At 45.2% G+C, this 16,137-nt stretch carries 13 protein-coding genes; 6 read left to right on the forward strand and 7 right to left on the reverse strand.

Translation table 11 applies throughout. The features are described 5' to 3' along the window. From DWX23_RS25190 to DWX23_RS16875, 5 genes are all read left to right on the forward strand, one after another. Nucleotides 1–918, forward strand: a 918-nt coding sequence (locus tag DWX23_RS25190) for a response regulator (protein WP_233587641.1), incomplete at its 5' end; no start/stop codon positions are given. A gap of 283 nt (nucleotides 919–1,201) precedes the next feature. Continuing rightward, entirely contained in the window at nucleotides 1,202–2,329 is a 1,128-nt protein-coding gene (locus DWX23_RS16860) for a basic secretory protein-like protein (protein WP_122352143.1), read from the forward strand. Between the two features lie 17 nt (nucleotides 2,330–2,346). Beyond that, on the forward strand, nucleotides 2,347–4,683 hold the full coding sequence (locus DWX23_RS16865; protein WP_122375338.1) for a GH92 family glycosyl hydrolase: 2,337 nt from the start codon (nucleotides 2,347–2,349) through the stop codon (nucleotides 4,681–4,683). A 22-nt stretch (nucleotides 4,684–4,705) separates the two neighbouring features. Then, entirely contained in the window at nucleotides 4,706–6,994 is a 2,289-nt protein-coding gene (locus tag DWX23_RS16870; RefSeq protein WP_122375339.1) for a GH92 family glycosyl hydrolase, read from the forward strand. 302 nt (nucleotides 6,995–7,296) lie between these two features. Beyond that, the gene (locus tag DWX23_RS16875) at nucleotides 7,297–9,621 is read left to right on the forward strand and encodes a GH92 family glycosyl hydrolase (RefSeq protein ID WP_122375340.1); all 2,325 of its coding nucleotides are present in this window, start codon (nucleotides 7,297–7,299) and stop codon (nucleotides 9,619–9,621) included. Between the two features lie 83 nt (nucleotides 9,622–9,704). Here DWX23_RS16875 and DWX23_RS16880 read toward each other — a convergent pair whose 3' ends face one another. The 7 genes from DWX23_RS16880 to DWX23_RS16910 form a co-directional block, all read right to left on the reverse strand. Continuing rightward, entirely contained in the window at nucleotides 9,705–10,085 is a 381-nt protein-coding gene (locus tag DWX23_RS16880; RefSeq protein ID WP_122375341.1) for an MmcQ/YjbR family DNA-binding protein, read from the reverse strand. 78 nt (nucleotides 10,086–10,163) lie between these two features. Next, nucleotides 10,164–11,060: a HEPN domain-containing protein gene (locus DWX23_RS16885; RefSeq protein ID WP_122375342.1), complete on the reverse strand. Its 897-nt coding sequence runs from the start codon at nucleotides 11,058–11,060 to the stop codon at nucleotides 10,164–10,166. A 96-nt stretch (nucleotides 11,061–11,156) separates the two neighbouring features. Next, nucleotides 11,157–11,375: a hypothetical protein gene (locus tag DWX23_RS16890; protein ID WP_122375343.1), complete on the reverse strand. Its 219-nt coding sequence runs from the start codon at nucleotides 11,373–11,375 to the stop codon at nucleotides 11,157–11,159. Then, the gene (locus tag DWX23_RS16895) at nucleotides 11,372–11,860 is read right to left on the reverse strand and encodes a DUF3990 domain-containing protein (protein ID WP_122375344.1); all 489 of its coding nucleotides are present in this window, start codon (nucleotides 11,858–11,860) and stop codon (nucleotides 11,372–11,374) included. Before DWX23_RS16895 ends, DWX23_RS16890 begins: the two co-directional genes overlap by 4 nt. Continuing rightward, nucleotides 11,857–12,090 carry a DUF3791 domain-containing protein gene (locus DWX23_RS16900; protein WP_122375345.1) on the reverse strand — a complete coding sequence of 78 codons (234 nt, stop codon included), beginning with the start codon at nucleotides 12,088–12,090 and terminating at the stop codon, nucleotides 11,857–11,859. Before DWX23_RS16900 ends, DWX23_RS16895 begins: the two co-directional genes overlap by 4 nt. Nucleotides 12,091–12,228: 138 nt before the next feature. After that, nucleotides 12,229–13,788, reverse strand: coding sequence for an ATP-binding protein (locus DWX23_RS16905; protein ID WP_122375346.1), 1,560 nt, complete (start codon nucleotides 13,786–13,788; stop codon nucleotides 12,229–12,231). Between the two features lie 77 nt (nucleotides 13,789–13,865). Further along, nucleotides 13,866–14,480, reverse strand: a complete 615-nt coding sequence (locus tag DWX23_RS16910; protein ID WP_122375347.1) for an HU family DNA-binding protein — start codon at nucleotides 14,478–14,480, stop codon at nucleotides 13,866–13,868. Nucleotides 14,481–14,837: 357 nt separating this feature from the next. Here DWX23_RS16910 and DWX23_RS16915 point away from each other — a divergent pair, with 357 nt between their 5' ends. Further along, a complete protein-coding gene (locus DWX23_RS16915) occupies nucleotides 14,838–16,127 on the forward strand; it encodes a TolC family protein (protein ID WP_122375348.1) in 1,290 nt (429 codons plus the stop codon). The last annotated feature ends 10 nt before the right edge of the window (nucleotides 16,128–16,137 follow it).

The raw sequence follows: 16,137 nt of genomic DNA on the forward strand, positions 1-16,137 counted from the left end.
AGCGAGGAAGGTAAATATGCCGAATTTATTGTCCGGCTGCCTTATCTCGAAGCAGACGAGGAAGAGACAGAACAGGAGAAAGAGGAACAGGATTCTCCCCTTGTATCTATCTCTACCGATGAGGGGACAGAGGTGCCGGAGGTCGTTTCTCCGGATAACAAACCCTGTATTCTGGTGGTGGACGATAATAAAGATATCGTCTGGCTGATCAAAGAATCGTTGTCTCCTACATATAATATAGAAGAAGCATATAGCGTGGAAGAAGCTCTCCGTTTCATGGAGCAACAAACGCCGGCCCTTATCATTACGGATATTATGATGCCGGAGATAGATGGCCTGGAGCTGGTCAGCCGTGTAAAATCGGATAAGTTTACCCGCCATATCCCGTTGATTGTGGTTTCTGCCAGAATATCGGAACGCGACCAGGCGGAAGGGCTGGATCTGGGTGCGGATGCTTATCTGACGAAACCGTTCTCGTCGGTAGTACTTCGTTCGGTGGTCAATAGGCTGATGACAAGCAAGAAAGAACTGAAAGATTATTATTATTCTCCGGAAAGTGCCTATGAACAGTCCGGCGGCCAGTTGGTCCATCAGGAGGATAAGGAATTCATGGATGCCGTAACAACTATTATCAGGGAAAATCTCGATAAGGAAAATCTGCGTCCGGAGCTGATTGCCGAAAAACTGGGAATGAATACCCGTTCACTCTACCGCCGTTTCATGAAAATATCACCTCTTACTCCGATTGAGTTTATAAAGGATTACCGGTTCACCTATGCTGCCCAATTGCTGGTGACAACCAATCTGAATGTACAGGAAATTATCTATAAAGTCGGTATATCCAGTAAATCTTATTTCTACCGGGAGTTTGCCGCCAAGTATAATCAGACACCCAAAGAGTACCGAAATAAAGGGTAATTGGTTGATTCTCTGTGAGTGTCCTGGATTACCTAAAAAGTGCCCTGATGTACCAGATGTATATCAGGGCACTTTTTTTGCTTTTCGGGAGTAACCCCGGAAAAGAACGATAAAGTAATATTGCACTCAGATTTGTGAAACCCGATACATGCTTTATTATGAATACAGGATAAATCAGAACAATGAATAAAAGCACTTCGTCCGATTGGCATTTTCGGGCAAGTGTAACTGGGAGTTGTTTTTTCTTTGGATAGTGAATGCTTTATTGATTTTATTTTGTCTTATGAAGAAGTTGTGTTACATAAATATATTTGTTTTAGTAGTTGGTAGTTTTTTGCTTTCAGCATGTAGGGAGAAGGTTTCAGTGAATGTAAAGGAGTTGTCGGATGGGGACCCTACAACTTACTATACAGGAACAGAGAAACTGAATCGGGTTGTTTTTGATTCTCAATACAGCATTCCTATCCAAAGTTATAAAATTTATTCGTCAGGCGAGGCACCTGCACACGATCCGGTGAACTGGGTGCTGAAAGGTTCCTACGACGGAAAGAACTGGGTGGTGGTAGATGAACGGAAAGACCAGCGTTTCTGTTCCCGTTATCAGGAAATCCTTTGTCCGATAACCAACCCTTCTAACTATAAACAATATATGCTGGAAGCCGAAACCGCCGGGAACGATACGTTGGTGATCGGTGATGTTTCATTCTCCGAAAAGAATTTAGTAACGGACTGGGAAGACTTCAACTATCCCGAAGTCGATTTTGAAGTGCTTGCTCCGGATACCAAAGGGGCAGCGATCTATGCAGACCTGGTACAAGATCCGGATGCTTACATAAAATATCATGCCCGCAAGGTGGCGGAAATCCTTTTTTATACTGCAAAAGATACGATGAATGATGTCCAGACCATTCATTATACGTTGAAAGACTACGACGGCGTTTCTGCCAAATCCGGAAACCCGCCTGCTATCTATATTGAATATAGCACCCGCCATATCGAGAAGTCGATGAATGAATCGCTCTACAAACTGGATTTTGAAACGCGCGGTGTGTTATTTCACGAACTGGTTCATGCTTACCAGTTTGAGCCGAAAGGAATCGGTTCATATTCTACAAACAAAGAATTTTGGGCATGTATCGAAGGAATGGCAGATGCCGTCCGGGCAGAATCCGGCTTTTTCGATATGAGTACCCGCAAACCGGGTGGAAACTGGATGGATGGCTACCGCACGACCGGGTTCTTTATTCAGTGGTTGAAAACCAAAGATCCGGATGCTATCCGTAAATTCCATCTTACAGTCCGTGACCTGGATGTCTGGAGTTTTGACAAGGCGATCAAGAGCATCTTTGGCGAGGAGTCCGGTATTGAAAGCATGTGGAATGAATATCAGGCTTTTTTGACAAAAGAATAAATTAATACTACATACTTATGAAATCTTCAAGATGTTTAGCCTTATTTCTGTCTGTAGCGTTGGCAGGAGGAACATTATTTGCCCGGGAGAAAGTATCTCTGGTCAATCCGATCATCGGAACAAACGGGATGGGGCATACTTTTCCGGGAGCCTGTGTACCGTTCGGGCTGGTACAGTTAAGCCCGGATACCGATACGATCCCGCATAATGTCGACGGTAAGTACCAACCCCGCGCTTACGAATATTGCGCAGGTTACCAACACAAAGATAGTAGTATCGTCGGATTCAGCCATACGCATTTCAGCGGGACCGGCCATTCCGACCTGGGTGATATCCTGATCATGCCTACAACGGGCGAACTGAAACTGAATCCCGGAACTGCAACTGATCCGGATGGCGGCTATCGTTCGCGTTTCTCACACGATACGGAAATATCCCGTCCTGGTTATTATGAAGTGATGCTGGACGATTATGGAGTAAAGGCACAACTGACTACTACCAAACGGGTGGGAGTCCATAAATATACTTTTGCTGAGAATAGCGGTAACCAACGTATCATTCTTGATATGATTCATGGTATTTACAATTACGATGGGAAAGTGCTCTGGACGAATATTCGCGTAGAGAATGATACGTTGGTTACCGGTTATCGTATAACGAATGGTTGGGCGCGGACCAATTACACCTATTTTGCCATGTCTTTCTCTAAGCCGGTCGTTCATTACGGCTGTGATGAAAAGGCGAAAGTGAATTACCGCGGTGGTTACGGCAAGTTCAATATGAAAGAGAACTTCCCGGATATCGGCGGCAGGAAGATCGTCGCTTATTTCGATTTCGATCCGGCTGCTTCGCAAGAGTTGGAAGTGAAGGTCGCCCTTTCCGGTGTCAGTACCGATGGCGCGCTGAAAAACCTGCGTGCTGAAGCATCCGGCTATAGCTTTGACGAATTGGCGGCAAAGGCATCGGATACCTGGAACAAGGAACTTTCCATTATCGAGGCAAAAGGTACCGATGACCAGCAGGCAATGCTCTATACCTCTTTATATCATACAATGATCAATCCGTGTGTCTATACGGATGTCGACGGTCAGTATCGTGGCCTGGACGGTAATATTCATCAGGCAGATGACTTTACCAACTACACGGTCTTCTCTGTTTGGGATACCTATCGGGCTTTGCACCCGTTATTTAATATTATCAAGCGGCAGGTGAATACCGATATTGCCCGTTCCATGCTGAAACATTGCGAACAAAGCGTACATAAGGCATTGCCGGTGTGGAGCCATATGGCAAACGAGAACTGGTGTATGATCGGTTATCATTCTGTATCCGTATTGGCTGATGCTGTGGCAAAAGGCTTGCCGCTGGATAAGGATGAAGTGCTGAAAGCAATGGTCAGCAGCTCTACCATCCCTTATTACGACGGGACGAAAGAGTTGATGGAAAAAGGATATGTATCCCTCGACCGTAGCGGTAGTGCCGCTTCGCTGACATTGGAGTATTCCTATGACGACTGGACGATTTACAATACCGCCCTGCTGGCTGGTAATCGTGAAGTTGCCGATCGCTACAAGAAACGGGCCATGAACTATGTCAATGTATTCGACACCAGTATCGGTTACGCCCGTCCCCGTTATTCGGACGGACGCTGGAAAGAGAATTTCAATCTGTTGAGTACGCATGGCGAAGGTTTTATCGAAGGCAATGGTCTGAACTATTCGTTCTATGTTCCTCAGGATGTCAATCATATGATCGGGTTGATGGGGGGAGACAAGTCTTTCATCTCTAAACTCGATTCACTGTTTACGATGCATCTGCCGGATGAGTTCTTTGCCGAAACGGAAGACGTTACGAAAGAAGGTCTGTTAGGTGGTTACGTTCATGGTAACGAGCCGAGCCACCATATCCCGTTCCTGTATGTCTGGACTACCCAACCCTGGAAAACCCAGTACTGGCAGCGTGAGATCATGAACAAGATGTACCGTAATAATATCGACGGCTTGTGTGGAAACGACGACTGCGGCCAGATGTCGGCCTGGTATATCCTGTCGGCTATGGGATTCTATCCGGTTTGTCCGGGAACAGACCAATATGTTTTGGGTGCTCCTTATCTTCCATATATGAAGGTTTCGCTTGAGAACGGAAAGACATTTGAAGTCAAAGCCGATAAGGTAAGCGATAAGAACCGCTATGTAAAGTCTGTCAAGCTGAATGGTAAACCTTACACAAAAGGATATATCACCCAGCAGGATATCATGAACGGGGGAGAACTGACCTTTGAAATGACATCTTCGCCGAATAAGAAACGTGTATTTACCGGCGACGACAAGCCTTATTCTTTATCTGCTAACTAATCATCATTCTATAAATTTATCCATGAAGAAATTATTTATTCTAGCGATTGCCTTATGCAGCAGCCTTTTCACGATGAAGGCTGCCGGAAAGGCTGATCTGGTGGATTATGTCAATCCGCTGGTCGGCTCACAGTCGAAAATATCTTTGTCAACAGGAAATACCTATCCGGCTATTGCTATGCCGTGGGGTATGAATTTCTGGATGCCTCAAACCGGAAAGATGGGGGATGGCTGGGCCTATACGTATGATGCCGATAAGATCCGCGGCTTCAAACAGACACATCAGCCTAGTCCCTGGATCAACGATTACGGTCAGTTTGCCATTATGCCGATAACCGGCAAGGTGGTTTTCGATCAGGACAAACGTGCCAGCTGGTTCTCTCATAAGGCAGAAGTTGCCAAACCGAATTACTACCGCGTTTACCTTGCCGACCATGATGTGGTGACGGAGATCACTCCGACAGAACGCGCAGCGATGTTTCGCTTCACCTTCCCCGAAACAGATAAATCGTATGTGATCGTCGATGCGTTCGACCGCGGTTCTTATATCAAGATCATCCCGGAAGAGAATAAGATCATCGGCTATACGACCCGTAACAGCGGTGGTGTTCCGGAGAATTTCAAGAACTATTTCGTTGTTGTGTTCGATAAGCCTTTTACTTATAAGGCAGCAGTAGGGGACAATGAAATCCGTAAGGGTGAAACAGAAGCTCAGGAAGATCATACCGGTGCGATTATCGGTTTTTCTACCCGTCGCGGAGAGATCGTTCATGCACGTGTCGCTTCTTCTTTTATCAGTACTGAACAGGCTGAGTTGAATTTGAAAGAGCTGAGTGACCGTTCTTTCGACCAGATCGTTGATGCCGGACGCAAGACATGGAATGAAGTGCTGGGACGTATTCAGGTAAATGACGATAATATCGACAAACTGCGTACATTCTATTCCTGCCTGTACCGTTCCGTTCTTTTCCCGCGTAGCTTTTACGAAGTGGATGCCAATGGAAAAGTGGTGCACTACAGTCCGTATAACGGCGAAGTACTGTCGGGTTATATGTTTACCGATACCGGTTTCTGGGATACCTTCCGTTGTTTGTTCCCATTCCTGAACCTTGTATATCCGTCGATGAATACAAAGATGCAGGAAGGATTGGTGAATACTTATAAAGAAAGCGGCTTCCTTCCGGAGTGGGCAAGTCCCGGTCATCGCGGTTGTATGGTAGGTAACAACTCTGCTTCAGTTGTAGCAGATGCGTATCTGAAAGGATTGCGTGGTTACGATATCGAAACGCTTTGGGATGCTGTTGTACATGGAGCTAATAATGTACACCCGAAAGTATCATCTACCGGCCGTCGGGGTTTCGACTATTATAACAAGCTGGGGTATGTACCTTATGACGTGAAGATTAACGAAAGTGCTGCTCGTACACTGGAATATGCTTACGATGACTGGGCTATCTATAAATTAGGAAAGGCACTCGGCAAACCTGAATCTGAAATTGCGATCTTTGCGAAGCATGCAATGAACTATAAGAATTTGTTCGATCCCGAAACTAAGCTGATGCGTGGCCGTAATGAAGACGGAACATTCCAGTCTCCGTTCAACCCGTTGAAGTGGGGAGATGCTTTCACCGAAGGTAACAGCTGGCATTATACCTGGTCTGTTTTCCACGATCCGCAGGGATTGATCGACCTGATGGGAGGAAAGTCCGGCTTTAATGCAATGATGGATTCCGTATTCAATGTGCCGCCTTTGTTCGATGACAGTTATTATGGTGGTGTTATCCACGAGATCCGTGAGATGCAGATCATGAATATGGGTAACTATGCACATGGTAACCAGCCGATACAGCATATGATCTATCTGTATAACTACTCCGGCGAACCCTGGAAAGCCCAGTATTGGGTACGTGAGGTGATGGATAAACTTTATTTCGCAACTCCCGACGGCTATTGCGGTGACGAAGATAACGGACAGACTTCTGCCTGGTATGTGTTCTCTGCCCTCGGTTTCTATCCGGTTTGTCCGGGAACTGACCAGTATATCCTTGGTTCCCCGTTGTTCAAGAACGTAACGTTGAATCTGGAAAACGGTAAGAAGGTCGTGATCAATGCAAACAATAACAATGAAGCCAACCGCTACATCTCTTCCATGAAGGTAAACGGCAAGAATTACACCCGTAATTACCTGACCCATGAAGACCTGTTGCGTGGTATGACGATCAATTGCACCATGTCCGATACTCCGAACAAAAACCGTGGTACGGAGGAAAAGGATGCGCCTTATTCATTCTCAAAAGAAATCAAGGAATAAATAGAAAATGATAAGCTAATGTGGCAATATGCCAATGTGCCAATTTAGAAATAATAGAACTATCCAATGAATAGGATGGCTTGATTATTACAGGTTTATTTGCCGTCTGCTTTAGCTGACGGATCAGTAAATAGTTTATCTCTTCGGACTTTAGTCCCATCTTAAACAGTCTCTCTATTTAAGAGAAATGTGGCTAAAGCCAAAAGAGAAATAGCTTGTAAACCGTCAGTTAAAACTGACGGCAAATAAACCAGTAATAATCAAGTTACTTTGATTATGGGATAGTTCACTTCTGCAAAGATATGAAACAACGAATATATACCTTACTCGCTATTTCCTGTTTTGTTCTGACCACTACAGCCCAGAATGAGAAACTGACAGATTACGTCAGACCTCTGGTTGGAACAGACGGTTACGGGAATGTCTACCCCGGTGCACAGATTCCGTTCGGCGGTATCCAGATCAGTCCAGATACAGACTCTAAATATTACGATGCGGCAGCCGGCTATAAATACAACCATACTTCTATTCTCGGTTTCAGCCTGACGCACCTGAGCGGAACGGGTATCCCCGATCTGGGCGACTTCCTGTTTATACCCGGCACCGGTGAGATGAAACTCGACCCGGGAACCCGCGAAAACCCCGATGAAGGTTACCGCTCGCGTTATACCCATGACCAGGAATGGACTTCTCCCAATTACTATGCCGTCCTGTTACAGGATTACGGTGTGAAAGCCGAAATGACAGCCGGGCTGCGCAGCGGAATGTTCCGTTTCACCTATCCCAAATCGGACAAGTCTTTCATCATGATCGACCTGAACCATACGTTGTGGCAATCTTGCGAATGGTCTAACCTTCGTGTTGAGAACGATTCGACCCTGACCGGCTATAAACTGGTCAAAGGCTGGGGACCGGAGCGCCATGTCTATTTCACCGCCGTCTTCTCCAAAAAGCTGAAAGACTTCCGTATCATGCAGGACAAGAAGCCGGTTATTTACAATACCTCCCGTTTCAGAAGCACGAACGAAGCCTGGGGAAAGAACCTGATGGCTTGTCTTTCCTTTGAAACGGAAGCCGGTGAAGAAGTCATTGTAAAAACTTCTGTCTCCGCAGTCAGCACCGACGGTGCCAAACTGAATATGCAGGAACTGAACGGCATGACCTTCGACGGCCTGAAAGAAAAAGGTATCGACTTATGGGAGCAGGAACTGGAAAAGTATCGCGTGACAGCCGACCGGAAGACAAAAGAGACATTCTATACTTCTGCTTATCATGCCGCTTTGCATCCTTTTATCTTCCAGGATGCCGACGGTAGTTTCAGAGGCCTGGATAAGAATATCGAACAAGCCAAAGGCTTTACGAATTATACGACTTTCTCTTTGTGGGACACCTATCGCGCCTTGCATCCCTGGTTCAACCTGGTTCATCAGGATGTGAACGCCGATATAGCAAATTCCATGCTCGCCCATTACGATAAAAGTACGGAGCGCATGCTTCCGATCTGGTCTTTCTACGGCAACGAAACCTGGTGTATGATCGGTTACCATGCTGTTTCTGTCCTGGCCGATATGATCGTGAAAGGTGTCAAAGGATTTGATTACGAACGGGCATACGAAGCCATGAAGACAACCGCAATGAATAAGCATTACGATTGCCTGCCCGATTACGACCGTAACGGTTATGTCCCCTTCGATAAAGAAGCCGAGTCGGTTTCCAAAACGTTGGAGTATGCCTACGACGATTATTGCATTGCCCGCGCTGCCCAGGTTTTGGGAAAGACGGACGATTATACCTATTTCCTGAACCGTTCCCTCTCTTATCAGACTTTGATAGATCCGGAAACCAAATACATGCGTGGCCGTGATAGTCAGGGAAACTGGCGTACTCCGTTTGCCCCGATCGCTTATCAGGGGCCGGGATCGGTTAATGGCTGGGGCGATATCACCGAAGGCTTTACGATGCAGTACACCTGGACCGTTCCGCATGACGTACAGGGATATATCAACCTGGCGGGAAAGAAGCTGTTCGAGAAGCGGCTGGATGAACTCTTTACTGTTGAGCTGCCGGACGATATCCCGGGAGCCCACGACATTCAGGGACGTATCGGCGGTTACTGGCACGGCAACGAGCCTTGCCATCATGTCGCTTATCTGTATAATTACCTGGGTAAGCCGTGGAAATGCCAGAAATGGGTACGCGAAATAGTGGACCGTTTCTATGGCAACGAACCCGGCTCTCTGAGCGGTAATGACGACTGTGGTCAGATGTCGGCCTGGTATATGTTTAACTGTGCAGGCTTTTACCCGGTTGCCCCGTCCAGTAATATATATAATGTAGGTTCACCTTGCGTCGAGGCACTGACCATTGCCATGAGCAACGGTAAAGAGATCCGTATGACGACCGAAAACTGGTCGAAAGACAACGTGTACGTCAAGGAATTGTATGTGAACGGAAAGAAATACAACAAATCGTATCTGACATACGACGATGTGCAATCCGGTATAACCCTGCATTTCGTCATGAGCGACAAGCCGAATTACAAACGTGCTGTCTCAGCCGATGCCTATCCGGCTTCTTTGTCCTTACCCGGCAAAACAATGCTCTATCAGAAACCTGTTGACAAATAACACTATGACCATTTAGAAATTTAAGTAACGACGAGTGTAACTTTACCCCTCTCCGAGAGGGGCAGGGGTGTGTGATTTTTCTTTCATGCACCCCTTTCTTCTATCATCTCCCGTTCTTTCTTTGTCAGGCTCCCGACTACGATCTCATACGATTTCTTCACCAGCTCTTTAATCTTCTGATCCGGTACATCCTGATTGAAATGGACACTGATCCAATACTTCTTGTTCATGTGCCATCCGGGCGTAATGCCTGCATACTGTCTTTGCAGTTCTCCCGATTCATCCGGGTTGCATTTGATACAACAGAAATCAAAGATTTCGATATTCACAAAGCAAAACCATTTGTCCGCAATATAGAAACACAAGACGTCCCGACTGTATTTATCCGCCACATTCGTAAACGGCATCTTCTCATGCACTCCTTTCAATGAAAGGCAGTATTCTCTGAATTCTTCGATATTCATAATCCTGATTAATTAGAACTACACAAAGTTAGCAAAACATCTGTGGTCTGAAAGTACCAGATCTTTGTCTGACAGTATTTATTGTGTATTACCCTGTTCTTCGTACTCTTTAATCTTTGCAGTACAAATTTGCTTTGTAATATCTCTAAGCAATTCTACTTTAGGGACAAGTGCATCGATGTCTTCTTTAGTGACAACAAAGTACGGATTATACCGTGCTTCCACATAAGCAGACTTAAGTAAAGTAAAAAGACGTTTCTCTTCAGGAGTGTCTTGTGGAAAAACTGTTGCTAAATCCTCTGCATACCTTTTCGTTGAGGATGAGAGTTTAGAGAGGTTGTGTTGCTTGTTATTTCGCAAAGTAAACGTTAAACGAATAGCATAGTAGTAATTCTCACAGGCTTGATGAAGCTGAAATGAAGTTCTCTTATAATATTCTTCTTTATAAATGAGCTTTGCTGTATGTAAAAATTCATTTGCAGTTTGAAACTTTTCATCAAAATAGGCCTGTGCCTGTTCTTTGATTTCTGTATAATTAAGTTTTCTCCTACGGGCTAATTTGTATTTTCTACTATTATACAGAACTATTCCTTCCTGCTTGATTTGTGTATAGAAATATCGTCCCTCTTCAAGGTACTTATTTAACATTTTGATATCGTCGTTGATAAACTGGACAGGAGTATCCCGGTCAAAATCTTTTCCGGCAAAGAATATATCTTCTACATTATCCAGAACGGTCTCCGCCTTTTTGCTGTTGATGCCGCTTGTTATTACATAAATATCATAATCGGATATTTTGACCGTAGGGATGCCGCCGTCTTCTATTCTTACGCTACGACGCACATAGTTCCCTCTTGCATAGCTACCAAAAAGAATAATAAACTCAGTTTGAGGTAATCTTTTTAATATCTCTTTAACCAGAAAATTCAATTCTGCCTGTTTGTCTTTTGGTAGATAAGCTATTGAGTCTTTCATTATGATTTATGTTATGTACAATGTTAAAGTAACAAAAGTACAAAAAATGAAATAGAGTTTAACGGTTGCCTTTGGATTTATAGTGACGGATACTAATCAGGCAACTTTTCCTGTAGCCAATTCTCTTTCGAGATACTCATATACATAAGCTGTGCTTTGACTGTAGAGTCCTGTGTTAAGGTTGATTAGTCGTGCGTATGTATCTGATGTGTAGAGTGTGCGGAGTGCCTCATCTATATCCATCTGATGTTCTTGTATCAGCAGCCATACGATTTCCTTGGAAATCTCTTCTATCATAAATGTCTCTTTCGTCATAATGTATTCTTTTTTGTCAGATACTTAATAGCTCTTTCTGTGCCGAAGAAATACTGTATGGTTACACCTTTCATGTACTTCAGTTCATCGAGGAATTTATTCATATCTATCAGTCCGGAAGTAAAGCGGCGTATCTGATAGCCTACAGCATCATTGGCTATGGGACCGATTACAATATCATAACAGTGTGACGACACACGTGTACGATTACGGCGGTTCATCAATACAAACTCTGCCCATTCCCTGCTATATTCTTGAAACTCTAGTACTGATAAATTGGAGTTATGAAGACAACTGTCATCAAATCTATATGTATTCAGTGTGGGAATACCTATTCCTAACTGCTCGGTCTTTCTTTCGGCCAATTCCATAGCTTGTGCTTTGTCTGCTGAAAGATAAAAACCGCAGCCGAAGTCTTTTCCTACTTTAGATATCGCAAGGTCTATTTCTGCAATATCAATATTAGAACCGTGGTATAGTATCATATCAACGCTCCTCCTTTCCTGTGGCAATAGGCTGTAAGGTCCTCTACTACGTCTTCAAACGAAAGTGTATGTTCCACATTATAGAAACGATTTACAAAGTCAATGCCTTTGAACCTTTCCAGATAGCGATAGGCCTGTGATGTATTGAGCGAATGAGCTGTAGCAAACTCGCTTATTACGGCGATAATGTATTCTATCTTGTTTTTAAGCTCCGAATCTGTATTATTCATCTTTCGTGCTGTTTTAAGTTACATCAAGTACAAAGATATATCTTTTTTCGGAAGTTACCCAATGCTAACACGTAGTCTCTGAAAGTAATGCATTGATGTCTTCTGAGTCTTTCATTATGATTTATGTTATGTACAACATTACTGTGATGTCCAGTTTTCGATATTGCGCTCTTCGGCACTGAAATTGGCACCAACTTTGATTAGTTGGCGGCCATCGGACTGGTAAGGGATGAGATAGCCCTTATCGTCGATCTGGCGGAGGGCTTCTTCTACGGTGCCGTCGAGTTTGAACTCGAAGACGTAGATGTAGTCGCGGGTTTTCACCACGGCATCGGCACGACCGCGGGCACTGCGCACTTCGGCCTCCGTGAACTGTCCCATAAGCTTGAAGACGAGATAGAAGACGGCCTGATAGTGGCGTTCGGTCTTGTCATTCAGTTCGTAGGGAATATCGGCAAAGAAGGCACGCAGGCGCTCCATAAAGGCATCGACGTCCCCCGACTCAAGTTCTATGACGAATCTGCTGATATAGAAGGGACTTTCGGTAGAGGGGATAGCAGTGTAAAAGGGAACGATAAAGCTAAGGAATCCGTATTTTACCTCTTCGTTTGGGAATCCCAGGGTATAAAGGCGGAATTCTTTGTCGTAGTCTTTAATCGTCAGGTAACCGCTTTGATAGATCACCGGGATGGGACGTTGTACGTCGGCTCTATAATCGGCAAAACCATCGACTGCCATTTGTACGCCGTCGATGTCGCGCAGATCATAATCTGTCTTTTTCAGCAGCTCGACGAGGAAGGTCGGGGTTCCGGTCTTAAACCAGTAGTTGTCGAATTGACTTCTATCCAACACATTCAAGACGCTGAAGGGGTTGAAGATGCCTTCCTGCCCAAACATGAAATGGTAACCGTCGTAGAGGCGTGTCATGGTTTCGCGCGTCTCTTCGGGAGTGAGGTCGTTGTCTTCGGCCAACTCTTTCAGTTCGGGTTCGAAATTGTCGGCTATCTCTTGCCAGGTGAGGCCGCAGATCTCGTTATAACGCTTGTCCATACTGATATCGTTCAGCTGGTTGAGGTCGCTGAAGACGCTGACCTGGCTGAATTTGGTGACGCCTGTCAATAGATAGAATCTCAGATATTGGTCGGCACTTTTCAGTACGCCGTAGAACGCTTTCAAGGTATCCTTGTAGGCGGAATGGAGTGCTTCTTTATGCAGCGATTGTAATAGCGGCTTGTCGTATTCGTCAACCAGGACAACGGCGGGGTGGCCTGTTTGCTCGGCAGCACGGCGTATCACCCCTTTAAAACGAAGGGAAAGGGTTGTTTCATCCTCCCCTTTTCCGTAGATTTCTTCCCATTGTGTCAGTTGGTTGCTGAGCAGGGCGTCCAACTGTTCGGGGGCGTCGAACTTTTCGGCATTCAGATCTATGTGCAATACCGGATAGGTGATCCAGTCTTTTTCCAGCTGCTCGATGGCAAGTCCTTCGAATAGCTCCTTTTGCCCTTTGAAGTAGGCTTCGAAGGTCGATATCAGCAAGCTTTTGCCGAATCGCCGTGGACGGCTCAGAAAATAAGAACCTCCGCTGTTGGCCAGTTCATAAACAAGGGCTGTTTTGTCGACATACAGGAATTGATTGTCGCGGATCTTTTTGAAACTCTGCACCCCGATCGGGAATTTGCGTAAGATTGATCTAGCCATAGTTGTACTGCTTTATAAAGTAGCAAATATAGTTATTTAATTTGAATTCTGCCGCAGGTTGCTACTGGCACATTTGTCTATGCGGGCGATATTTCGTCTGCCTGCGGCGGCAACGAATACACCCTGTGTGTCCGGTATCCCATCTTGATCACTATTCCATCCTTCATAAACTGTTTCATATCCTCCGTAGCCCGGTAGCGGCTGCAACCGTTCAACGACGCATAATCCGTCAGATTGATATACGGATTGTTTTGCAGGTATCTGAGCATTTTCTTTTTCCGGTCTTCCTGTTCGTTGGAAGTCATATTTTCCCTTTTGACTTTTATCGGCCGCTCCTTGTTGACCAATGTTTTCAATCGTTTGGAACAGCGGAAGTTTACCCCGTCAGCCCTCGCAAAAAAGACAGTCCGGCCTTTCTCATCCGTTTTCTGTAACGTTTTGAGGGCAGGGGAGAAGTGCCCCAATCCTTCCAGTTCCACACAATATCCGTTGGATAAATTCCTTCCGATATAAGTGATCAATGCCTCGATCGCTCCTTTCACATCAGCCGAAGTGAGGGTACTCGAATCAGAGAGGTATTCACAGACGTCTTCCATTCTCATGGTCCCTTTGGATATAAGCCGGGCGCAAGACTGTTGCTCCTTGCAGCTGGTGTTAGGGGCCTTGTATACTCCGAATTTAATTCTTCCCATAATCGCTTAATTTTAGTACTGATATAGTTGTTATTACCTCGGATGTATCTTAGACAAGGTGCGTCCGAATCTTATTTATCTGCCTATATAATCTGTTGCCGACGCTGTCGACAATATTGTTGACACTGTCGAAAGCTTTGCCGACACTGTCGTTTATTTAGCCGACAGTGTCGGCAACAACTTCCCCGCCTTCCAAAGATACTGAACATTGGGTCAGAAAGCAAGTAACTCAAGGCTTATTTGAGTTAAGATGCAGACATTTCCTGTCAGGTCGCGGTAAAGTAGATGCGTCCTTACGCCGTCATCTTCAAAATGTCTTCAATATTCCCTCTTAGTTTTGCCGCAAAAAAACGAGAGATGAAGACGTTATTGATTGGTTTGGGGCTTAGTTGTTGCCTGCTTTCAGTAAAGGGACAACAGGTTTCGTATACATTGGATTATTATCTGGAATCGGCGCGGGAGAACAGTCCTCTTATTCAGGATTACAGGAATCAGAAAGAAATTGAGGTTTATGAACGACAACGGCTGAAAGCATTATACACTCGTTCGAAGGTAACACTGAACGGAGATTACCTCTTTGTTCCTGTCATCTCGAAGGATAACGGGAAGACTTCTTTTGAATGGAATCCGCAGGATGGGGTCGATTATTATGGTTATGATCTGGGACAGAGCAGTGGTCATTTTCAGGCGGGAGTGACCTGGACGCAGCCGTTGCTGGGGCACAGTGCCTATAAAGTAGCTGACGAGCAAGCACGGATGAATACGGAGATACTGAACGATAAGATGCATCTGGAGCAACATCAGTTGGAGCGGGTGGTAACGGAACAGTATCTTCTTTGCCTGCTGGATAGTAAACAGATAGCCTTTGCCGATTCTGTCGGACAACTGCTCGACCGTCAGGCTGTCGTTGTCCGGCATCTGGCGGAAAGCGGTCTGGCAAAGCTTTCGGATTTGCAACTGGTGACGATAGAACGGCAGAGTAATCAGGACATGGAGATTGCTTCGCGGCAATCTTTTTATACGCATTTGATGGATTTGAATATGCTGTGCGGTATCAAAGATACTGCGGTGGTTTTGTTGGAAGAACCGGCTTTGACGCTACGGCTGCTTCCTGCCGCTTCGTCGGCCTTTATGGAGCAATACCGGTTGGATAGCCTGAACACGCTTATGTCTCTGCATTCGTTCAACGTACAATATAAACCACAGCTCCATTTGTTTGTCGACGGAGGTCTACGTATCTCGGAGTTTACTTCCATGCAGAAGCATTTCGGGATGAGTGCGGGGCTTACCTTTTCATGGACGTTGTATGACGGCAAACAAAAACGGCTGATGGAGAAGCAGGCGCGTGCCCGTATGAACAGCATCGCTTTCTATAAAGACAATTTCAATATGCAACAGGAGTTACGCAGGCAACAATATCTGACGGAACTGAAGACCTACGGGGAAAGGTGCCGGTTGCTGCAAAACCGTCTGGCGGAATACCGGCAGGTACTTGCGGGCTACAGGAAAGAGATGCAGGCAGGCGAATTATCTGTCATCGATTATATCACCGTGCTGAGGAACAGGATAGAAGCAGAAAAAGAATATATATTACTGGAGACAAACCGTCAATTACTCATCAATACTTTTAATTACTGGAATTGGTAATAAATATCAT

This window comes from Parabacteroides sp. AF18-52 (genome assembly GCF_003479145.1).
In the GTDB taxonomy this organism is placed as follows: domain Bacteria; phylum Bacteroidota; class Bacteroidia; order Bacteroidales; family Tannerellaceae; genus Parabacteroides; species Parabacteroides faecis.